Raw genomic sequence first — 17,639 nt, 5'->3', positions numbered from 1 at the left:
CGTCACTCCTGCAACAGCGTGCCAGGGTTGAGGCGCCCGGCCGGATCAAAATGTCGGCTCAGCGCCTGCAAGGTGTCCATCGCCAGCGCGCCCTTCTCGCGCAGCAGGTACGGCGCGTGGTCCTTGCCCACGCCATGCTGGTGACTGATGGTGCCGTGGTTGTCGACGATGGTCTGGCTGGCCGCGTGCTTGAGCGCCTGCCAGCGCGCCAGGGTGGCGGGATAGTCCGCCGCCGGGCGAAACACATAGGTGGTGTAGATGCTCGACCCTTCGCCGTAGACATGCGACAGGTGAGTGAACACGTGCACCCGCTCGCCCTCAGCCGCCAAGGCGTCGCGCAGGCTGTTTTCGATCAGGGTGAGCAGGTTGTCGACATTGCTCCAGTCGGTAGCGGTTTCCAGGGTGTCGACCACGTAACCGGCGTTCCACAAGTTCTCGCGCAGGTAGGGAAAACGGAAGCGGTTCTGCGCCCACCTCTTGCCGAGCAAGGTGCCGGTAAACACCCCGCCAAAAGCCTTTAGGTGCTGACGGGCCTGGCTCAGGGACAGCGCATTTTGCTTGCGATTACCGGTCACGCCGAACGTCAACAGGCATTTGCCCGCACCGGCGCCGCGCAGGTTCAGGTACTTTTCCAGCCAGGCAATCTGCTGCGGGTGACCGGCCAGCGCCAGTTGGGTTTCGGTTTCCACCGCGTTGGACAGGCGCAGCATCGACAGCGGCACGCGCGCCTGGGCCAACTGGCGGATGGCTTGCAACGCCTGGGTCCAATCGGGCAGAAAGACCCCGTAGAAACGTTCATCAGCGGGCAATGCACTGACCCGCACCTTGACCTCGGAAATAATCCCGAAACGGCCTTCACAACCCAGCACCACCTCGCGCAGATCGGGACCGGCCGCCGAGGCCGGAAAGGTGGGGATTTCCAGAGGTCCGGCGAAGGTTTCCAGAGTGCCGCCAGCGAACAGTTGCTCGATTCGCCCGTAGCGCAACGATTGCTGGCCACTGGAGCGACTGGCGACCCAACCACCGAGGGTCGAGAGCTCCCACGACTGCGGAAAATGCCCCAGCGTGTAACCCCGGGCGCGCAACTGACTTTCCACCTGTGGCCCGCTGGCGCCGGGGCCGAAGGTGGCCAGCAGGCTCTGTTCGTCGAGGTCCAGCAGGCGATTCATGCGGGCCAGGGACACCGTCACCACCGGCCGCGCGGAACTCGGCGGGTTGATGTGCCCGGCCACCGAGGTGCCGCCGCCATAAGGAATCAGGCACAGGTCCTGCTGCTGCGCGAGCGCCAACAACTGGCGAATCTGTTCAGCCGTCTCGGGAAAGGCCACGGCGTCGGGATAAATCCCCAGAGCCCCTTCGCGCAACGCCAGCCAGTCCGGCAGGCTCTGCCCCCGTGCATGCAGCAAACGATCATGGGCATCCACGCTCAAAAGCGGGTGTTCCTGCAACCGCGATGCCGGCACACGGGCCAATGCCGTCTCAAGCGTGGCATCGGGCAGCGCTCGACCGTCACCCAACCGTTGCGCGAGAAAACTCGCGCCCTGGGCCGGCAGTTCGACCACCGTGGTTGCATCTCCCCAGCCGTTCCAGCGTCGCATGCGTGTGTCCTTTTGCGGTTCTGATCAGTGAAATTTCAGGCCCCCATACTAATCAGCGGCCCGAAAGTGTCACGGTCGCATCCGGCCAGTTCGAGTAGCCAATTGAGTCAAACGTCGCGCAGGTGTCAGCCATTTACTTTAGCCGTGGTTTCAAATTACCTTTCACGGGCATTCATCCGCGCATGCGGGCCTTGATCAAAGGAAGACGATCATGCAATCCCTGGGCTTCACTTCAGTTCCGCCGCTGCTCAAATACCTGCGTCATGCCGAACAACTGGGCGTGGCCATCGAGCCTGCGTTGGCGGCAGCCGGGTTGCAGGCGCAGCAGTTGAGCGACAACAGCCTGCGGTTGCCGGGTGAAGCCCATGAACGGTTGCTCGATTATTTCTGCGAACACTCGGGCGATCCGTTGTTCGGTCTCAATGCCGCGCGTTTTGTATTGCCCAACTCCTGGAGTGTGCTGGGTTACATCACCATGAACTGCGCGACCCTGGGCGATGCCATGAGCCGCATCATGCCCTTCGAGAAGCTGGTGGGCGACATGGGCGTCAGCCGCGCCGAGGTGCAAGGCAGCGAGGTGCACCTGATCTGGGCCTGCCGCCATCAACGCCCGCGGATTCGTCGTCACCTGGTGGAAAACGTGCTCGGTTCCTGGCTGCAATACGCACGCTGGATCGCCGATACCCATCTGTCGCCGGCCGCCGTCTGGCTGGAACATCCACGCCCGGCTGACACGGCGCTGGCGCAATACGAGCAGTTTTTCGACTGCCCGGTCCTGTTCGACCAGCCCTACTCGGCGCTAATTGTGCCGTTGCCATACTTGCAGTTGCCCTTGCGCCAGGCCGATGCGCAATTGCTGCGCACCCTGGAAGAACACGCGATGGGATTGATGGCCACGCTGGAGGACGCGTCGCTGGAACAGCGGGTCAAAAGCATCCTGCGCCAGTTGCTCAAGGAGGGCCTGCCACGCAAGGAACAGGTGGCCGAACATCTCGCCGTATCCGTGCGCACGCTACAGCGCCAACTGCATCAGGCCGGCACGTCATACCAGCAGATCCTCGATGACCTGCGCCAGGAGTTGGCCGAGCATTACTTGCTCAACAGCACCTTGCCGATCCAGGACATCGCCCAGTACCTGGGCTTCACCGAACCGCGCTCGTTTCACCGCACGTTCAAAAGCCGGCGCGGGATGCCGCCCGGTGAGTTTCGCCAGACTCATCGGGTGTGACTGCGCTGGCCTCTTCGCGAGCAAGCTCGCTTGTATGTTTAGACTTGAAGGGGTGGGCGGGACTAAAAGCTCGATTCCGACTCTAGCCAGTACGGACCGTGGGAGACTTCTCGTCCCGCCCCTTCTACCCGAAGCGCCGATAAGGAATTCATCGGTAAAACCGACGATAGAGGCAAGCCAGCGCAAGGGTAAACCCCGACAAGCCCTTAAACCCTAGCTCCGAGGATTCGTCATGACAATCCTTACCTCGCCAACGGTAATCGGTATCGATGTAGCCAAGGCCGAAATCGTCGCTTACCGCGAAGACATGCAAACCACTCAACACATCAACAACGACCGAGAGACTCTTGGGCGTTGGCTCAAAGCTCTGCCTGCGCAAAGCTCAATTGCTTTGGAAGCCACCAGCATTTACCACTTGGACACGGTCGAACTGGCCCATGAAATGGGACACCGGGTTTACGTTGTGGATGCTTATCGTCTGAGCCACTACCGCGAAAGCATTGGCCAACGGGCGAAAACCGACCCTTGTGATGCGCGCCTGCTCGCGCGTTACCTGTCTAGCGAGCAGGATCGACTGCGCCTCTGGAGTCCACCTCCGCAGGCCTACAAGGTGTTGAAAAGTCTGCTTCATAGACGCGCAGAGCTTATCAATGTGCGTGTGGGCATGACGCTGAGTTGGTCAGGTGAGCCGCTTCTGAAGGATGAATTGGCCCGGCAATTGAAGTCCTTCAAACAAGCGGAGCAAGCCATCCAGAAATTACTGCACAAAGTCAGCAAAAAGGCAGGCATCACCGAAAACATCAAGCGCTGCAAAGCCATTGAGGGGATCGGTGAGCTTACGGCTATGGGCTTGGCGACCGCATTCATGCGCGGTCACTTCGCCAACGGCGATGCATTCATTGCTTTTTTGGGGATGGACTTGCGAGCAAAGGATTCAGGCAAGAAGAACAGCCCTCGCCACCTGTCCAAAAAAGGCGATACGGAGCTGCGGCGCCTGGCTCACAACGCGGCGATGGCGGCTTGTCGGTCTGCCACCTGGAAACCGTACTATGAGTCCTATCTCGTCAGAGGCTTGGCAAAAACCCAAGCCCTGGTGATCCTCGCCCGCAAGCTATGCCGGGTGGCATTCGCTCTCATGAAAAACCAGAGCGAATACCAGCCAAATTTAAGGCTGCAGGGTTCCCCTGCAACATAGAATCTCCCACAGTGGATCTTCATTGACCACCAATTTTGTGAACCACACAAAATCCCTGTGGGAGCGAGCTTGCTCGCGAAGGCGTCAGTCGCAACAACGCAATAAACACCTTTCAGCGCGGGTGTTTAAAGACACTCAGCGTTACGTGACAACGCCCACAGATCCTTGCGCCGCTGCCTACGACTACGCCAGAATCCGCCGGCTTGTGCGCTTGCGGGCTGCTCGGTAACTTGGATCGGGTCACTGATTCCCAGTGATCGGGTTTAGCAGCCCGGCTATGTTCGCTCCTGGTTGCACAAGTATCATCCAGTCAGGCATTTGCCTACGCTTGATGGTGGCTGTGCGCATGGCACCTTCGGGTGCGCCGGGATGGGATGCGACCGGTCTGCTAACTTGCGCATAGCCGCCACCCATTCGCTTAGCAGCGAAAGGGATGCGGCCTTACAAGGTACGCTCCCATGTTCAAAGTTACGCCAAACCCACCGGACACCGATCCGGCATCCCCCTACGAAACCCCTGAGTCAAAGAAATTCCACGAAGCCGCCGAGCGCGCGCTCAACCACTATCTTGGTCCTCCTCCGGCCGCCCAGATCATGGCGACGCCCTACCAACCGAACCGCCTCTACATGGCCAACCCGGCGTCCGGCACGGAACCCTTGCTGGCCGACGCCAGCGAAACCCTGGGCTCAGCCACCGTCATGCTCAACGACTTCGCCGCCCTGCTCCAGGGCTCGCACCGCAAAACCGTGCAAGGTATCGCCCAAGTGGTCATGGTGGCGGAAATGGCGGTCAATCAAGTGCTGGATAAATTAGTGCCCACGGAGTGATCAGTGCGGTGGCGAGGACGCTTGCCACATAGGCCTCTGATCCCTGAACGAAAAAGCCCGCGGCCAAACCGCAATGGTTTGGCAGCGGGCTTCTTTGTGCGGCGGGGGCTTTTCAGCTCAAAGGCTGATCGCGTTGGTGAACACCAACCGATTGCCGAACGGATCAGCGATGGTCATGTCCTGGCTGCCCCACGGCATGGCCTGAATCTGTGGATGCGAAAACGCGTATTCCTTGGCAATCAACTGCTGCTGGAAGGCCTCCAGTTCACCGGTCTCGATGCGCAGGGCCGAACCCGGCGTGGCGTCGCCATGGTGTTCGGACAGGTGCAGCACGCATTCGCCACGAGACACCTGCAAGTACAACGGGAAGTTCGCTTCGAAACGGTGCTGCCAGTCGACTTTGAAACCCAGGAAGTCGACGTAAAACTCCAACGCCTTCGCTTCATCGAAAATCCGCAGGATCGGGGTGGTTTTACCGAAGCTCATGCAGTTACTCCCTGACTGAAATGACGCCCAGTGTAGCTAGGCCGATTGTCAGCGCTTCGGCTTGGTAGCGGCTTTCTTTAGTTGCAATGTGCCACCAGTGTGACAGACCACTAAAAATGCTCACACAAACCCATCACGCAAATCCCCTTGCCGCGCCAGGAACCGCCCTTCCCTTTTGCCGTTCGCCTGCCCTTCGCTGTAACTCAATACACCGTTGACCCACACGCCATCGATGCCTTCCGCCGCCCGTTGCGGGTCATTGAAATCCGCCACGTCACGAATGGTCACCGGGTTGAACAACACCAGATCCGCCCAGTTGCCTTCACGAATCTCGCCACGCTCTTTCAAGCCAAACCGCGCCGCCGACAGCCCGGTCATCTTGTGTACCGCCGTGTGCAACGGAAACAACCCGACATCGCGACTGAAATGCCCGAGTACCCGTGGAAATGCGCCCCACAATCGCGGATGCGGGAACGGGTCTTCCGGCAATCCGTCAGAGCCGACCATCGATAGCGGATGCGCGAGGATTCTGCGGACATCCGCTTCGTCCATTCCGTAGTACACCGCACCCGCCGGTTGCAGTTGGCGGGCGGCGTCGAGTAACGACAGGTTCCACTCGGCGGCGATGTCCATCAGGTCGCGGCCGCCCATTTCCGGGTGCGGTGTCGACCAGGTGATGGTGATGCGGTGCGCATCGGTGACTTGCTTCAAATCCAGCGTCGAAGAACTGGCCGCGTAGGGATAACAGTCGCAGCCCACCGGGTGGGTTTTCGCCGCGTGTTCAAGGGACGCCAGCAATTGCGAGCTGCGCCCCCAGTTACCGGCACCCGCGCATTTGAGGTGGGAAATGATCACCGGGGATTTCGAATGACGACCAATCTGGAAAGCCTCGTCCATGGCCTCCAGCACCGGTTCGAATTCGCTGCGCAAATGGGTGGTGTACACCGCACCGAACGCCGTCAGCTCTTCGGTCAGTTGCTTCACTTCATCGGTGGACGCCGAGAACGCGCTGGCGTACGCCAGGCCTGTGGATAACCCCAACGCGCCGGCCTCAAGGCTCTCGCGCAGTTGCTCGCGCATTGCGCTGATTTCATCCGCCGTGGCGGTGCGGAACAAGTCGTCGAGGTGGTTACTGCGCAACGCGGTGTGCCCGACCAGTGCTGCAACGTTCAGCGTGGTGTTTGCCGCTTCGACTGCTGCGCGGTAATCGCTGAACGTCGGATAAACAAAGGCTGCGGCGGTGCCGAGCAGGTTCATCGGGTCCGGCGGATTGCCCTTCAAACTTACTGGCGAAGCGCTGATCCCGCAGTTGCCGACGATCACCGTGGTCACACCCTGGCTGAGCTTGGGCAGCATCTGCGGTTGGCGAATGACCACGGTGTCGTCATGGGTGTGCACATCGATAAAACCCGGCGCCAGCACACGCCCGGCGGCGTCGATTTCTTCGGTGGCCGTGGCATCGTGCAAATCGCCGATGCGCTCGATGCGCCCGTCCAGGATCGCCACATCGGCGGGGTAGCCAGGACGATTGCTGCCGTCGATGACCAGGGCGTTGCGAATCAGCGTGTCGTACATCATGTCAGTCTCCCAGCGGCAAGTGATCGTCGCCGCCGCGGTAATCGTCCAGGGCGAGTTTGATTCGCCGCAGACGCTCTTGATTGTCTTCAGGGTTAGCCAGCGCCAGCTCGGTGGCCAGCACGTCGATCGCCAGCAGCATGCCGTAGCGTGCCGCGGTCGGTTTGTAGATAAAGGACGTCTCGGCGCTTTGCAGCGGCAGCAGCACATCGGCCAGTTGCGCCAGCGCCGAGTCGGCCCGGGTGATCGCCAGAATTCGCGCGCCGTAGCTGCGGGCCAGTTCAACGGCTTGAAGCAGCTCGGGGGTAATGCCGGTCAGCGAGCAGACGATGACCGCGTGCTCGGCGCCAAGGCTGGCGGCGGTGACGCGCATCATCACCGGGTCGTGGCACACGGCAATCGGATAACCGAGCCGCACCAGCCGCACTTGCAGCTCATCACTGCACAAGGTCGAGCAGCCGCCCATGCCGAATGCATGAATCATGCGCGCCTTGCCCAGCAGCTTCACCGCATCGGTGAAGCGAGTCTCGTCGAACGCCGACAGATGCTGGTGCAAGGTCGACTCGATATCACCGACGATCTGCCGGTAAAACGCCGACTGGTCCGGCGTGCCGGCCGGGTCGAGAAAACGGCTGCCGACGCCACTGGCCTGGGCCAGTTGCAGGCGCAAATCGCGCAAATCCCGGCACCCTACCGTGCGGGCGAAACGCGACAGGGTGGCCGTGCTGACTTCCGCTCTCAGCGCCAGCTCATCAAGGCTGGCGGACGAGGCAAAGCCTACGTCGTCGAGCATCAGACGAGCGATGCGTCCTTCACCGGCACTGAAGGAATCCTGGCGGGCGCGGATCTGGTAGAGGATGTCCATGGCAGGCGGCTCCGGTTAAATCAGGTAGGAAAGGCCCACGGTCAGACCGAACGCGACCACCGAAATAATAGTCTCCAGCACGGTCCAGGTCTTGAAGGTCTGGGCGACGCTCATGTTGAAGTATTCCTTGATCAACCAGAAGCCACCGTCGTTGACGTGGGAAAAGATCACCGACCCGGCACCGGTCGCCAGCACCAGCAACTCTGGATGCGGATAGCCGAGCCCAATGGCCACCGGCGCGACAATCCCCGAAGCGGTGGTCATCGCCACCGTCGCAGAACCGGTGGCGATGCGCATCAACGCGGCGAACAACCAGCCCATGATCAGCGGCGACAGGTGAAATTCGTGGGCCAGGCTGACGATCTGGTCGGTGACGCCGGCGTCCACCAGAATCCGGTTGAGGCCGCCACCGGCGCCCACCAGCAAGGTGATGCTGGCGGTCGGGGCCAGGCATTCGTTGGTGAATTTAGGGATCGATTCGCGGCTAAATCCCTGGGCGATGCCGAGGGTCCAGAAGCTCAGCAGCGTGGCCAGCAGCAAGGCGATCACCGAGTTGCCGATGAACAACAAAAACTGGTTGAGGCCGCTGCCTGGCGTGGAGATCAGGTTGGCCCAGCCACCAATCAGCATCAGCACCACCGGCAACAGAATGGTCGCCATGGTGATGCCGAAGCCCGGCAGGCTGTCGCGCGGTTCGCGCTCGAGGAACTGGCGTTCCAGCGGGTTTTCCGCCGGCAACTGAATGCGCGGCACGATGAACTTGGCGTACAGCGGACCGGCGATGATCGCCGTCGGAATGCCGATCAGAATCGCGTACATCAACGTCTGCCCGACCGACGCCCCATACACCTGCACCGCGAGCATCGCCGCCGGGTGCGGTGGCACCAGCGCATGCACCACCGAGAGCCCGGCGACCATCGGCAAACCGACCATCAGAATCGACACGCCCACACGCCGCGCCACGGTAAAAGCGATCGGCACCAGCAACACAAAACCGACCTCGAAGAACAGCGGCAGCCCGACCAGGAATGCAATGCAGACCATCGCCCAGTGCGCGTTCTTCTCGCCGAAGCGGTCGATCAAGGTCCGCGCCACCTGCTCGGCGCCGCCGGACTCGGCCATCATCTTGCCGAGCATCGTCCCCAGCGCCACCACCAGCGCAATGTGCCCCAGGGTTTTGCCGACCCCGGCCTCGTACGCGCCCACCACGCCGGACGCCGGCATCCCGGCCAGCAAGGCCAGGCCGATGGACACCAGGGTGATGACGATAAAGGGATTGAGCCGGTAACGGGCGATCAGAACGATCAGTGCAATGATGGCGATGGCGGCATACACCAGCAGCCAATAGCCGAAGGACAGGGTCATGCGGTACTCCTCGAAAGGGTCACGTCGAATGGATTGTGAAACTCTTAAAACATTTCGAGAGGTGATTTTCAAACGAGGTGAAAGTAATTTTCGCGAAGGGGTAAGGGTTGTCGTTGAGAGATATGCGCGGTCGAGGATTATGAAAATCGGGCAGGCGGATTTTCATCCCTTCACGCTGATCGTTCCTACGCTCCGCGTGGGAATGCAGCCAGGGACGCTCTGCGTCCCAAAGTGGACGCGGAGCGTCCGGTGAGGAATTCCCACGCAGAGCGTGGGAACGATCTCGAGGTGGGCTCAGTCGTGACTCACGCGGGCGCGTTTCAGCAGTTTTTTGCAACGCTCCGACACGTGCAGCACGCGCAGGTGCTTGCCGGCCTTGGTGTAGCGTTCGCGCAGCGTATCCAGCGCGGAGATGGCCGAGTAATCAACGAAGCTCAAATGACGGCAATCGAGCGTGACCTGGGCAGGATCATTGGCCGGATCGAATTGATTGAGGAAAGGGGTCGTCGAGGCAAAGAACAGCGTGCCATGCACCCGGTAGAGTTTGCTGCCGTCGTTCTCCAGATGACTGTCGGCGTACAGCTGCCGAGCCTGCTGCCAGGCAAAGTTGAGCGCCGCGATGATGATCCCGCACATCACAGCGGTGGCCAGATCGGTGAACACGGTGATGACCGTCACCGCGATGATCACCAGCACGTCGTTCAACGGCACTTTGTTCACCACCCGCAGCGAGGCCCAGGCGAACGTCTGCTGGGACACCACAAACATCACCCCGACCAGCGCCGCCAGCGGGATACGCTCGATCAGCGGCGAAAGAAACAGGATGAACAGCAGAATCAGCACCCCGGCCACCACTCCGGATAACCGGCCGCGCCCACCGGAGCTGAGGTTGATCACGGTCTGGCCGATCATCGCGCAGCCCCCCATGCCACCGAATACGCCCGAGACCATGTTGGCCGCGCCCAGCGCCACGCACTCGCGATCCGGGAAGCCGCGGCTCTCGGTGATTTCGTCGGTCAGGTTCAGGGTCAGCAGGGTTTCCAGCAGGCCGACCAGCGCCATCAATATCGCGTAGGGGGCGATGATGCGCAGGGTTTCCAGGCTCCAGGGAATGTCTGGCAGCGCAAAGGTCGGCAGGCCACCGGCGATGTGCGCCATGTCACCCAGCGTGCGGGTCGGCAAGCCCAGCAGATACACCGCCAGGCCCACGCTCAGAATCGCCACCAGTGCCGGCGGCACGGCACGCGTGAGGCGCGGCAGCAGATAAACAATGGCCATCGTCACGGCCACCAGCCCCGTCATCAAGGACAGCGGCGTGCCGCTGAGCCAGGTCTCTCCGCTTTTGAAATGCTCCAGCTGCGCCAGGGCAATGATGATCGCCAGGCCGTTGACGAAACCGAGCATCACCGGGTGCGGGACCATGCGCACCAGTTTGCCCAACTTCAGCAGCCCGAACGCCAACATGATCAACCCACCCAGCAGCACCGTGGCCAGCAAATACTGCACGCCGTGTTGCACCACCAGTGCCACGATCACCACGGCCATCGATCCGGCAGCCCCCGAGACCATCCCCGGCCGCCCGCCGAACAGCGCGGTCAGGGTGCAAATGATGAACGCCCCGTAAAGCCCCATCAGCGGGTTGAGATGCGCGACCAGCGCGAAGGCGATGCACTCGGGGAGCAAGGCAAAAGACGTGGTGAGCCCGGCCAGGACATCGGCGCGTAGACGTTTTGGTTTCATGGGGGACCGATAACAACAGGAAAATAGGCAGCGGATGTTACGGAATCGAGCTCGGCCCGACCAGTTGTGGCGTTGCTGAAAACGCCATCGCGGGCAAGCCCGCTCCCACAAGTTTTGTGTCGTTCGCAAAATTGACGAACGACACCCTTCCAGTGGGAGCGGGCTTGCCCGCGAAACACGATGACGCGGTTTAAGGCGAACTCAAACCATTTCGTCCCGAATCCACTCAATCACCGACACCCGCTTCGGCGCCCAACCCAGCAACTCACGCGCCTTTTTCCCGCGAACCCGACTGTTGGAACCCAAACCATAGTTGGCCATTTCATACCCCCACTCGGCTTCGGCATCTTTGAGCGGCCAGTCTTGCGCGGCGCCCAGCTTCAGCGCCTGGGCCATCACCGTGGTCATGTCAATGAACGACGCTTCACCGCTTTCAACGAAGTAGAACGTGCCCGGTACGTTCTTGGTCAACGCCAACAGATACAGGGACACCACGTCTTCGATGTGCACGTTGGACCAGATGTTTTGCCCCGGGCCGACATGCCGGACCACGCCACTTTTGCGCGCCTGTTTGAGCAAGCGCGGCAGTTGCACGCTGTCGCGACTGACACCCAGGCTGTGGCCGTAGATCAGGGTGTTGCAGATCACGGCCGAGTTCACGCCGTCGTTCGCCGCGGCGAGGATCAGGTTGTCGATGGCCACGCGGGCAGCCTTGTCGGCAGTCGGTTCCGGCAAGTTGTCTTCGAAGTAGATGACGTCGCTTGATTTGCCGCCCGACGCATCGCCGACGATGCTCGAACCGCTGGTGTGCAGGAACACTTTGTGGGAGCCACGCAGGGCGTTGAGCAACGCCTCGACGGCGCCACGATGGTCGCTGCTGGCGGCGTTGATAACGGCGTCGGCAGCGCGAGCCTGTTCGGCGAGCAGGGCGTTGTCGTCGAGCGTGCCGATCACCGGGGTGATGCCCAAGGCGCTCAGTTCATTGGCTTGTTCAGCGCTGCGCACCAGGCCGGTGACGGTGTGGCCGGCACGGATCAGACCGGTGGCGATGGAACCGCCGATAAAACCGGCAGCACCGGTAACGAATACGTTCATGGAGAAACTCCCTGCGTTGATAAGTGATGCAACGAGTATCAAGCAGGGATCACTGACGAATAATCCCCTCTGGCCCAATTCACTCTTGCGCAGGAATCACGAATCAGCCCTTGAAATCCGAGTTCGCGTACTCCGCCAATTTGCTTTGGATAAAGTCCAGGAAACACTGAATTCGCAAGGCCAGTTGTGAGTTGCGGTAGTACACCGCGTTGATCGGCTGGCGATAGCCGCTGTTGAATTCGGCCAGCAGCACTTTCAAACGCCCGGCACGAATGTCTTCGATGGTCATGTAGTGCGACAGGCTGGCGATGCCCTGGCCTTCCAGCGCCAGGTGGCGAATGGTCTCGCCGCTGGAAGCGCTGATCGACGCCTGTATCGGCCAGCGATCGCCATGCACATAACGCAGCGGCCACTGATTGAGGCCTTCATTCTGGGTAAACCCCAGTAGCGTGTGCTCACTCAAATCCGCAACTGCCTGCGGCGTACCGTGCTGCTCCAGGTACGCCGGGCTGGCGACGATATGCAACGGGCTGCACCCCAGGGAACGGGCATGCAACGTGGAGTCGGTCAGGGTGCCGATGCGGATGGCGATGTCGGTGCTTTGTTCCAGCAGATCGATGATCAGGTCATTGCTGTTGAGTTCCAGCTGAATGTCCGGGTAGAGCCGGCGGAATTCGTCGATGTACGGCACGATGGCGTGCAGCATGAACGGTGAGGCGGCATTGATCCGCAGCCGCCCGGACGGGGTTTGCTGGCGTGAGTTGAGGCGTTCTTCAAGCTCGTCCATCTGATCGAGAATCCGCTTGGCGTGCTCGAAGAAGTACTTGCCCTCCTCGGTCAGGTCCATGCGCCGCGTGGTGCGATTGATCAACGTGGTATCGAGCTTGGCCTCCAGCCGTGACAACGTGCGGCTGACCGCCGAGGGTGTTTGCCCGACCTGTTCAGCCGCAGCGGAGATAGACCCGCACTCAATCACGCAGACAAAAATCTGCAACTCATCGGATCTGGCTTTCACGGATGCCCCTCATTCAAAACTGGCTTGATAGTAGCTGGATGCGGGGCAAAAGGAACCTTACGCCGGCAGGCCGAACACCTCGGTCAAATGCTGCTCATAGCGCGCCACATCGGCTTCGATGTTCGGGCGTTTCATCACGTCGACGCTCAGGAAGGTCGGCAGGCCAGTCATGCCGAGAAACTCGTTGGCCTTGTGGAACGGGAAGTACACCGCGTCCACCCCTTTGCCTTCGAAGAAATCGCTCGGGTCATCGAACGCTTGTTGAGGTGCGTTCCAGGTCAGCGACAGCATGTATTGCTTGCCTTGAATCAGGCCGCCGCTGCCGTACTTTTGCGACGCGTCGGAACGGGTGCGGCCGTCGCTGGCGTAGAGGCTGCCATGGCCTTCGGTGAAGACTTCGTCGAGGTACTTTTTCACGGTCCACGGCGCGCCCATCCACCAGCCGGGCATTTGATAAATGATCACGTCGGCCCAGAGGAATTTGGCGACTTCATCGGCGATGTCGTAACCCTCGTCGATGAAGGTGGTTTTGATATCCATGCCGCCGCGATCCAGCACGCTCAGTGCAGCTTCATGCAGGGTGGTGTTGTAGCGGCCATCGGAGTGGGCGAATTTTTTACCGCCATTGAGCAACAGGACTTTTTTCATGAGAAATCTCGAAAGGTTCAGAAATTTGATGGCGGCAGGTTAACGGCTGGTCCCGCGCGGAATAAGCGCTGAATTCGCAAAATTCATTTGACTCATACGCACGAATCAACAGGCGATTGTTGCCATAAACTTGCGACGGTTCTTAACTTGAGGAGATTTCTGATGAGTGAAATGCAAGGCTTCATCCTGCACGCCAAGACCCACCCGGAAAAATCCGACGCCTTCGAAGCGTTTTTCCGTGGCTATGTGGAAGCGAGCCGCGCCGAGCCCGGTTGCATCGAGTACCACATGCTGCGCGACAAACAGGACCCGACGCTGTTTATCTTCTACGAGATCTGGCAGTCCCAGGCCCACCTTGATGTGCACTCGAATCTGCCGCACATGAAGCAGTTCCTCGACCAGCGCGATGAGTACCTGGAACGGGATTTCGATATCCGCGCCATCGACATGCTCAGCCCGTCGTCGGCTAACCGCTGATCAACAAATGGCCGCCGAGCACACCGAGGCCGATGAAAAACACACGCTTGAATAACGAAGCGCTGATCCGCTGACGCAGCCATTGGCCCAGCCACATACCGAGCACTGCCGGGATCAGCGCCAGCAACGAGGCACTCAATTCACCACCGCCCAGTGCGCCGTGCCATAACAGGCCCGCGGCCAGCGCGAGGGTCGAAACGGTGAACGACAAACCCAGTGCCTGCACCAGTTCGTCCTTGCTCAAGCCGAGCGCTTGCAGATAAGGCACAGCGGGAATCACGAAGACACCGGTGGCCGAGGTGATGACGCCTGTCAGCACGCCACACAGCGGACCGAGCCAACGTTCGCTGCGACTGCCCACGCGCAAGGTTGGCAGGAACAAGCCGCTCAGCGCGTACAGCAACAACGCAGCCCCCAAGCCCCGCACCACCCAATGCCCTCCAGCCATGCCGATCCACAGCGTGCCCGCCCCCGTGCCGATGAAGATCGACAGCAACAGCGGCCATAGCCGTTTGATCAGCCCGCGCAAATGCCCACCGAACGCCAGTTGCCAGACATTGGTGAGCGTCGCGGGGATGATCAACAGCGCCGCTGCCTGCGACGGGGCCATAGCCAGGCCGAGAAGGCCCATGGCGATGGTGGGCAAGCCGAGGCCGATGACGCCCTTGATCATGCCGGCCAGCAGGAAGGTAGCGATGACCAGCAAAGAAAGGGCAAGCCCGAGGTTTTGGTAGAACGCGGCGAGTGTATTCATGGGGCTATCCTGAGCCTGGATTAGCCGCGTGAAAATCTGCCATATACTGAGCGTGCCTATTGCCGAGCAAGAGCCTCATAAATGAGTTGAGGCTACTGGCCCCTTCGCGAGCAAGCCCGCTCCCACAGTGGACCGCATTTTTTCAGTGAGAACTCGATCACCTGTGGGAGCGGGCTTGCTCGCGAAGGGGCCCGCCCAAACAACACACATCTAGAGGTTGCCGATGCACTTCGACCTGACCGACCTGCGCCTCTACCTGAACATCCTCGACAGCGGCAACATCACCGCCGGCGCCGTGCGCAGTCATCTGTCCCTGGCAGCCGCAAGTGCAAGAATCCGCGCCATGGAGGCTTCGCTCGGTATCGAATTCCTGCAGCGTGGCCGGCGCGGCGTCACGCCCACGTCGGCGGGTAAAGCCTTGGCCAAACACGCCCGGGCCCTGCTGCAACAGGCCGAACTCATGCAACAGGATCTGGCCGAGTACGCCAAAGGGGTCAAAGGCCAGGTGCGGTTGCTGTGCAACACCACGGCGATCACCGAGTACCTGCCGGAGTTGCTCGCGGACTTCCTGCACGAGCATCCGAATCTCGACATCGACCTTCAAGAACTCCCCAGTGCGCGCATCACTCACGCCTTGCGTCAAGGTGCGGCTGACTTGGGTATCGTCTCCGACGCCGTGGAAACCGATGACCTGCAAACCCGTGCGTTTCGCGACGATCCGCTGGTATTGCTGCTGCCCCGCGATCATCCGTTGGCGGACCGCGAATCCCTGAGTTTCGGCGACACCCTGCACCATGATTTCGTAGGACTGAACGCCAGCAGTGCCTTGGCCGTGTACCTCGAAGCACAAGCGCTGCACGCTGGCGTACGCCTGAAAATCCGCATCCGTGCCGACGGTTTTGATGGCGTCATGCGCATGGTCGCTCGGGGCGCGGGGCTGGCGATCGTGCCCCTCGCAGCCGTCGAGCGCTGGTCCGGCGAACAGTCTTTCCAGAGCATCGCACTGCAAGAGCCCTGGGCCCAACGCAAACTCCTGCTCTGTGCCCGGGACTTTGCCACGCTGCCCGGTTATGCCAGAGCCCTTCTGCATACCTTGACTCTCCCCTGAGGGGCAGACTTTACCCTTGAGGTTTGATCTTCAAGGACAGAAGCGATGGGCAAACGAATTCTGGTGATTCTAGGTCATCCTTCCAGCAACAGCTTCTGCGCCGCACTCGCCGAGCGCTACGCACAGTCGGCGTTGCGCGCCGGGCATGAAGTCCGCCAACTGTTTCTCGGCAGGATGGACTTCGACCCGGTGCTGCGCGAAGGCTATCAACAGATTCAACCTCTGGAAGCCGACTTGCACCAGGCACAGGCCGACATCCTGTGGGCGCAGCATCTGACGCTGGTTTATCCAATCTGGTGGGGCGGGATTCCGGCCTTGCTCAAGGGCTTTTTTGATCGAGTGTTCCTGCCCGGTTTCGCTTTCAAGTACCGTGAAGGCAAAGCCTTTCCCGACAAATTGTTGCGGGGTCGTAGCGCGCATTTGTTGGTGACCATGGACACGCCACCCTGGTATTACCGTTGGGTGTATCGCATGCCCGGGCTGCATCAGGTCCGCAAAACCACCCTCGCCTTCTGCGGTATCGAACCCAGGCGCACACTCACCTTCGGCCCGATTCTCGGCGCCAGCGCAGTCCAGCGTGAAGCCTGGCTGCTGCAAGCCCAGGCTATCGCCAGCCGCTGAGTCTGCCGATAATGCGCGGGGCTGTACCACGGCAAAAAAGGATTTTTCATGTACATCGGCCAAGCCGCGCAACGCTCCGGCACCACGATCAAGAGCATCCGCCATTACGAGTCGATCGGCTTGCTGCCTGAGGCCCGGCGCTTAGGGAAATACCGCGTCTATGACCAGCAAAGTGTCGACTTGCTGATTTTTATCAAGTGCGCCCAGCAACTGGGTTTCAGGCTCAAGGAATTGCAGGCGAGCTTCGCCGGCCATCAGGGTCAGTCAATGCCGTGGGAACTGGCGCGCCAGGCCATCGATGCCAAAAAGCGCGAGATCAGTGAGCGAATAACCGTGCTGTCGCACCAGCACGCACAATTGATCGCGTTCGAAGCCAGCCTCGAACAATCCAGGGCCGATTGCCCATTGGAAAGTCTTTGAGGTGTCGCGCGTTTCTGGACACCTGGATGTCGAGTTCAGACAACTGACCGGTGCATGGGGGCTATAGGGTGCGACTTCAGTTCTTGAGCCCACTGCCCGGAGTCATCATGACCGCACCGATTACCGTCCTTCGCGATACTCATCCACTGCCGGTGCTAGACGCCTGCAAATGGGAAAAACTCGAAGGTGACCCGCACACCGTCAACCTCAACGCCTACACCAGCGAAGACGGCAGCAAGATCATGGGCACCTGGATCTGCACGCCGGGCAAGTGGTATGTGGAATATGTGAAGTGGGAATACTGCGATTTCCGCGAGGGCTACTGCATCATCACCCCGGAAGGCAAAGAGCCGATCCATCTGCGCGCCGGCGATATTTTCGTCATCGAGCCGGGGATGAAAGGCACGTGGGAAGTGGTTGAAACCGTGCGCAAGTATTTCGTGTTTGCCTGATGCAAAAAAACCGGGGGGATCACCCGACGTGATCTCCCGGTAAATATCTCTATGTAAATGCAATCACTGTGGGAGCGAGCTTGCTCGCGATAGCGGTGTGTCAGTCACATAAATGTTGTCTGTCAGGCCGCCATCGCGAGCAAGCTCGCTCCCACAGGTCTTCGACCTCA

The 17,639-nt window shown here is 60.5% G+C and carries 18 protein-coding genes; 8 read left to right on the top strand and 10 right to left on the bottom strand.

The annotated features are described in order from the left end of the window. Positions 1 to 2: 2 nt before the first annotated feature. Positions 3 to 1,598: an FAD-binding oxidoreductase gene (locus AB4N76_RS17650; RefSeq protein WP_460163304.1), complete on the bottom strand. Its 1,596-nt coding sequence runs from the start codon at positions 1,596 to 1,598 to the stop codon at positions 3 to 5. A gap of 211 nt (positions 1,599 to 1,809) precedes the next feature. On the opposite strand from AB4N76_RS17650, the gene gliR reads away from it, so the two are divergent. The 3 genes from gliR (at position 1,810) to AB4N76_RS17635 (ending at position 4,848) form a co-directional block, all read left to right on the top strand. Further along, positions 1,810 to 2,826 (top strand): AraC family transcriptional regulator GliR, encoded by a 1,017-nt coding sequence (gene gliR, locus AB4N76_RS17645; RefSeq protein ID WP_046031862.1) that lies wholly within the window; start codon positions 1,810 to 1,812, stop codon positions 2,824 to 2,826. Between the two features lie 232 nt (positions 2,827 to 3,058). Beyond that, the gene (locus AB4N76_RS17640; protein WP_046031124.1) at positions 3,059 to 4,021 is read left to right on the top strand and encodes an IS110 family transposase; all 963 of its coding nucleotides are present in this window, start codon (positions 3,059 to 3,061) and stop codon (positions 4,019 to 4,021) included. Between the two features lie 458 nt (positions 4,022 to 4,479). Continuing rightward, positions 4,480 to 4,848, top strand: a complete 369-nt coding sequence (locus AB4N76_RS17635; protein ID WP_046031861.1) for a DUF6124 family protein — start codon at positions 4,480 to 4,482, stop codon at positions 4,846 to 4,848. A gap of 117 nt (positions 4,849 to 4,965) precedes the next feature. Here the strand turns inward: AB4N76_RS17635 and AB4N76_RS17630 are convergent, their stop codons facing one another. The 8 genes from AB4N76_RS17630 to AB4N76_RS17595 all read right to left on the bottom strand — a co-directional run bounded on the left by AB4N76_RS17630 (position 4,966) and on the right by AB4N76_RS17595 (position 13,637). Beyond that, positions 4,966 to 5,334 (bottom strand): glyoxalase superfamily protein, encoded by a 369-nt coding sequence (locus AB4N76_RS17630; protein WP_077430924.1) that lies wholly within the window; start codon positions 5,332 to 5,334, stop codon positions 4,966 to 4,968. 120 nt (positions 5,335 to 5,454) lie between these two features. Further along, on the bottom strand, positions 5,455 to 6,912 hold the full coding sequence (locus AB4N76_RS17625; protein WP_460163303.1) for an N-acyl-D-amino-acid deacylase family protein: 1,458 nt from the start codon (positions 6,910 to 6,912) through the stop codon (positions 5,455 to 5,457). Between the two features lies 1 nt (position 6,913). Continuing rightward, positions 6,914 to 7,774, bottom strand: a complete 861-nt coding sequence (locus tag AB4N76_RS17620; RefSeq protein WP_046031858.1) for a MurR/RpiR family transcriptional regulator — start codon at positions 7,772 to 7,774, stop codon at positions 6,914 to 6,916. Between the two features lie 15 nt (positions 7,775 to 7,789). Next, positions 7,790 to 9,139: a GntT/GntP/DsdX family permease gene (locus AB4N76_RS17615; RefSeq protein ID WP_460163302.1), complete on the bottom strand. Its 1,350-nt coding sequence runs from the start codon at positions 9,137 to 9,139 to the stop codon at positions 7,790 to 7,792. Positions 9,140 to 9,433: 294 nt separating this feature from the next. Next, complete coding sequence (locus AB4N76_RS17610) at positions 9,434 to 10,879, bottom strand: SulP family inorganic anion transporter (RefSeq protein WP_046031856.1); 1,446 nt, start codon at positions 10,877 to 10,879, stop codon at positions 9,434 to 9,436. Between the two features lie 201 nt (positions 10,880 to 11,080). Next, positions 11,081 to 11,974, bottom strand: coding sequence for an NAD-dependent epimerase/dehydratase family protein (locus tag AB4N76_RS17605; RefSeq protein ID WP_460163301.1), 894 nt, complete (start codon positions 11,972 to 11,974; stop codon positions 11,081 to 11,083). 103 nt (positions 11,975 to 12,077) lie between these two features. Continuing rightward, positions 12,078 to 12,989 carry a LysR family transcriptional regulator gene (locus AB4N76_RS17600; protein WP_046031854.1) on the bottom strand — a complete coding sequence of 304 codons (912 nt, stop codon included), beginning with the start codon at positions 12,987 to 12,989 and terminating at the stop codon, positions 12,078 to 12,080. A gap of 57 nt (positions 12,990 to 13,046) precedes the next feature. Continuing rightward, positions 13,047 to 13,637 carry an NADPH:quinone oxidoreductase MdaB gene (locus AB4N76_RS17595; protein WP_046031853.1) on the bottom strand — a complete coding sequence of 197 codons (591 nt, stop codon included), beginning with the start codon at positions 13,635 to 13,637 and terminating at the stop codon, positions 13,047 to 13,049. Between the two features lie 162 nt (positions 13,638 to 13,799). On the opposite strand from AB4N76_RS17595, the gene AB4N76_RS17590 reads away from it, so the two are divergent. Continuing rightward, on the top strand, positions 13,800 to 14,114 hold the full coding sequence (locus AB4N76_RS17590; RefSeq protein WP_046031852.1) for a putative quinol monooxygenase: 315 nt from the start codon (positions 13,800 to 13,802) through the stop codon (positions 14,112 to 14,114). Here the strand turns inward: AB4N76_RS17590 and AB4N76_RS17585 are convergent. Further along, positions 14,104 to 14,868: a sulfite exporter TauE/SafE family protein gene (locus tag AB4N76_RS17585; RefSeq protein ID WP_460163300.1), complete on the bottom strand. Its 765-nt coding sequence runs from the start codon at positions 14,866 to 14,868 to the stop codon at positions 14,104 to 14,106. The two genes, AB4N76_RS17590 and AB4N76_RS17585, sit on opposite strands and share 11 nt — an antisense overlap. A gap of 223 nt (positions 14,869 to 15,091) precedes the next feature. Between AB4N76_RS17585 and AB4N76_RS17580 the strand changes: the two genes are divergently transcribed. The 4 genes from AB4N76_RS17580 (at position 15,092) to AB4N76_RS17565 (ending at position 17,469) form a co-directional block, all read left to right on the top strand. Then, positions 15,092 to 15,976 (top strand): LysR substrate-binding domain-containing protein, encoded by an 885-nt coding sequence (locus AB4N76_RS17580; protein WP_460163299.1) that lies wholly within the window; start codon positions 15,092 to 15,094, stop codon positions 15,974 to 15,976. Positions 15,977 to 16,021: 45 nt separating this feature from the next. Beyond that, positions 16,022 to 16,597, top strand: coding sequence for an NAD(P)H-dependent oxidoreductase (locus AB4N76_RS17575; protein WP_460163298.1), 576 nt, complete (start codon positions 16,022 to 16,024; stop codon positions 16,595 to 16,597). A gap of 48 nt (positions 16,598 to 16,645) precedes the next feature. Continuing rightward, positions 16,646 to 17,017 (top strand): MerR family transcriptional regulator, encoded by a 372-nt coding sequence (locus tag AB4N76_RS17570; RefSeq protein WP_046031848.1) that lies wholly within the window; start codon positions 16,646 to 16,648, stop codon positions 17,015 to 17,017. Positions 17,018 to 17,124: 107 nt separating this feature from the next. Beyond that, positions 17,125 to 17,469, top strand: coding sequence for a cupin domain-containing protein (locus tag AB4N76_RS17565; protein ID WP_007946320.1), 345 nt, complete (start codon positions 17,125 to 17,127; stop codon positions 17,467 to 17,469). Positions 17,470 to 17,639: the final 170 nt, after the last annotated feature.

It is taken from the genome of Pseudomonas sp. S2_F03 (assembly GCF_054668335.1).
The sequence above is the reverse complement of the archived record's forward strand: the minus strand, read 5'-3'. Positions and strand labels throughout refer to the sequence as shown.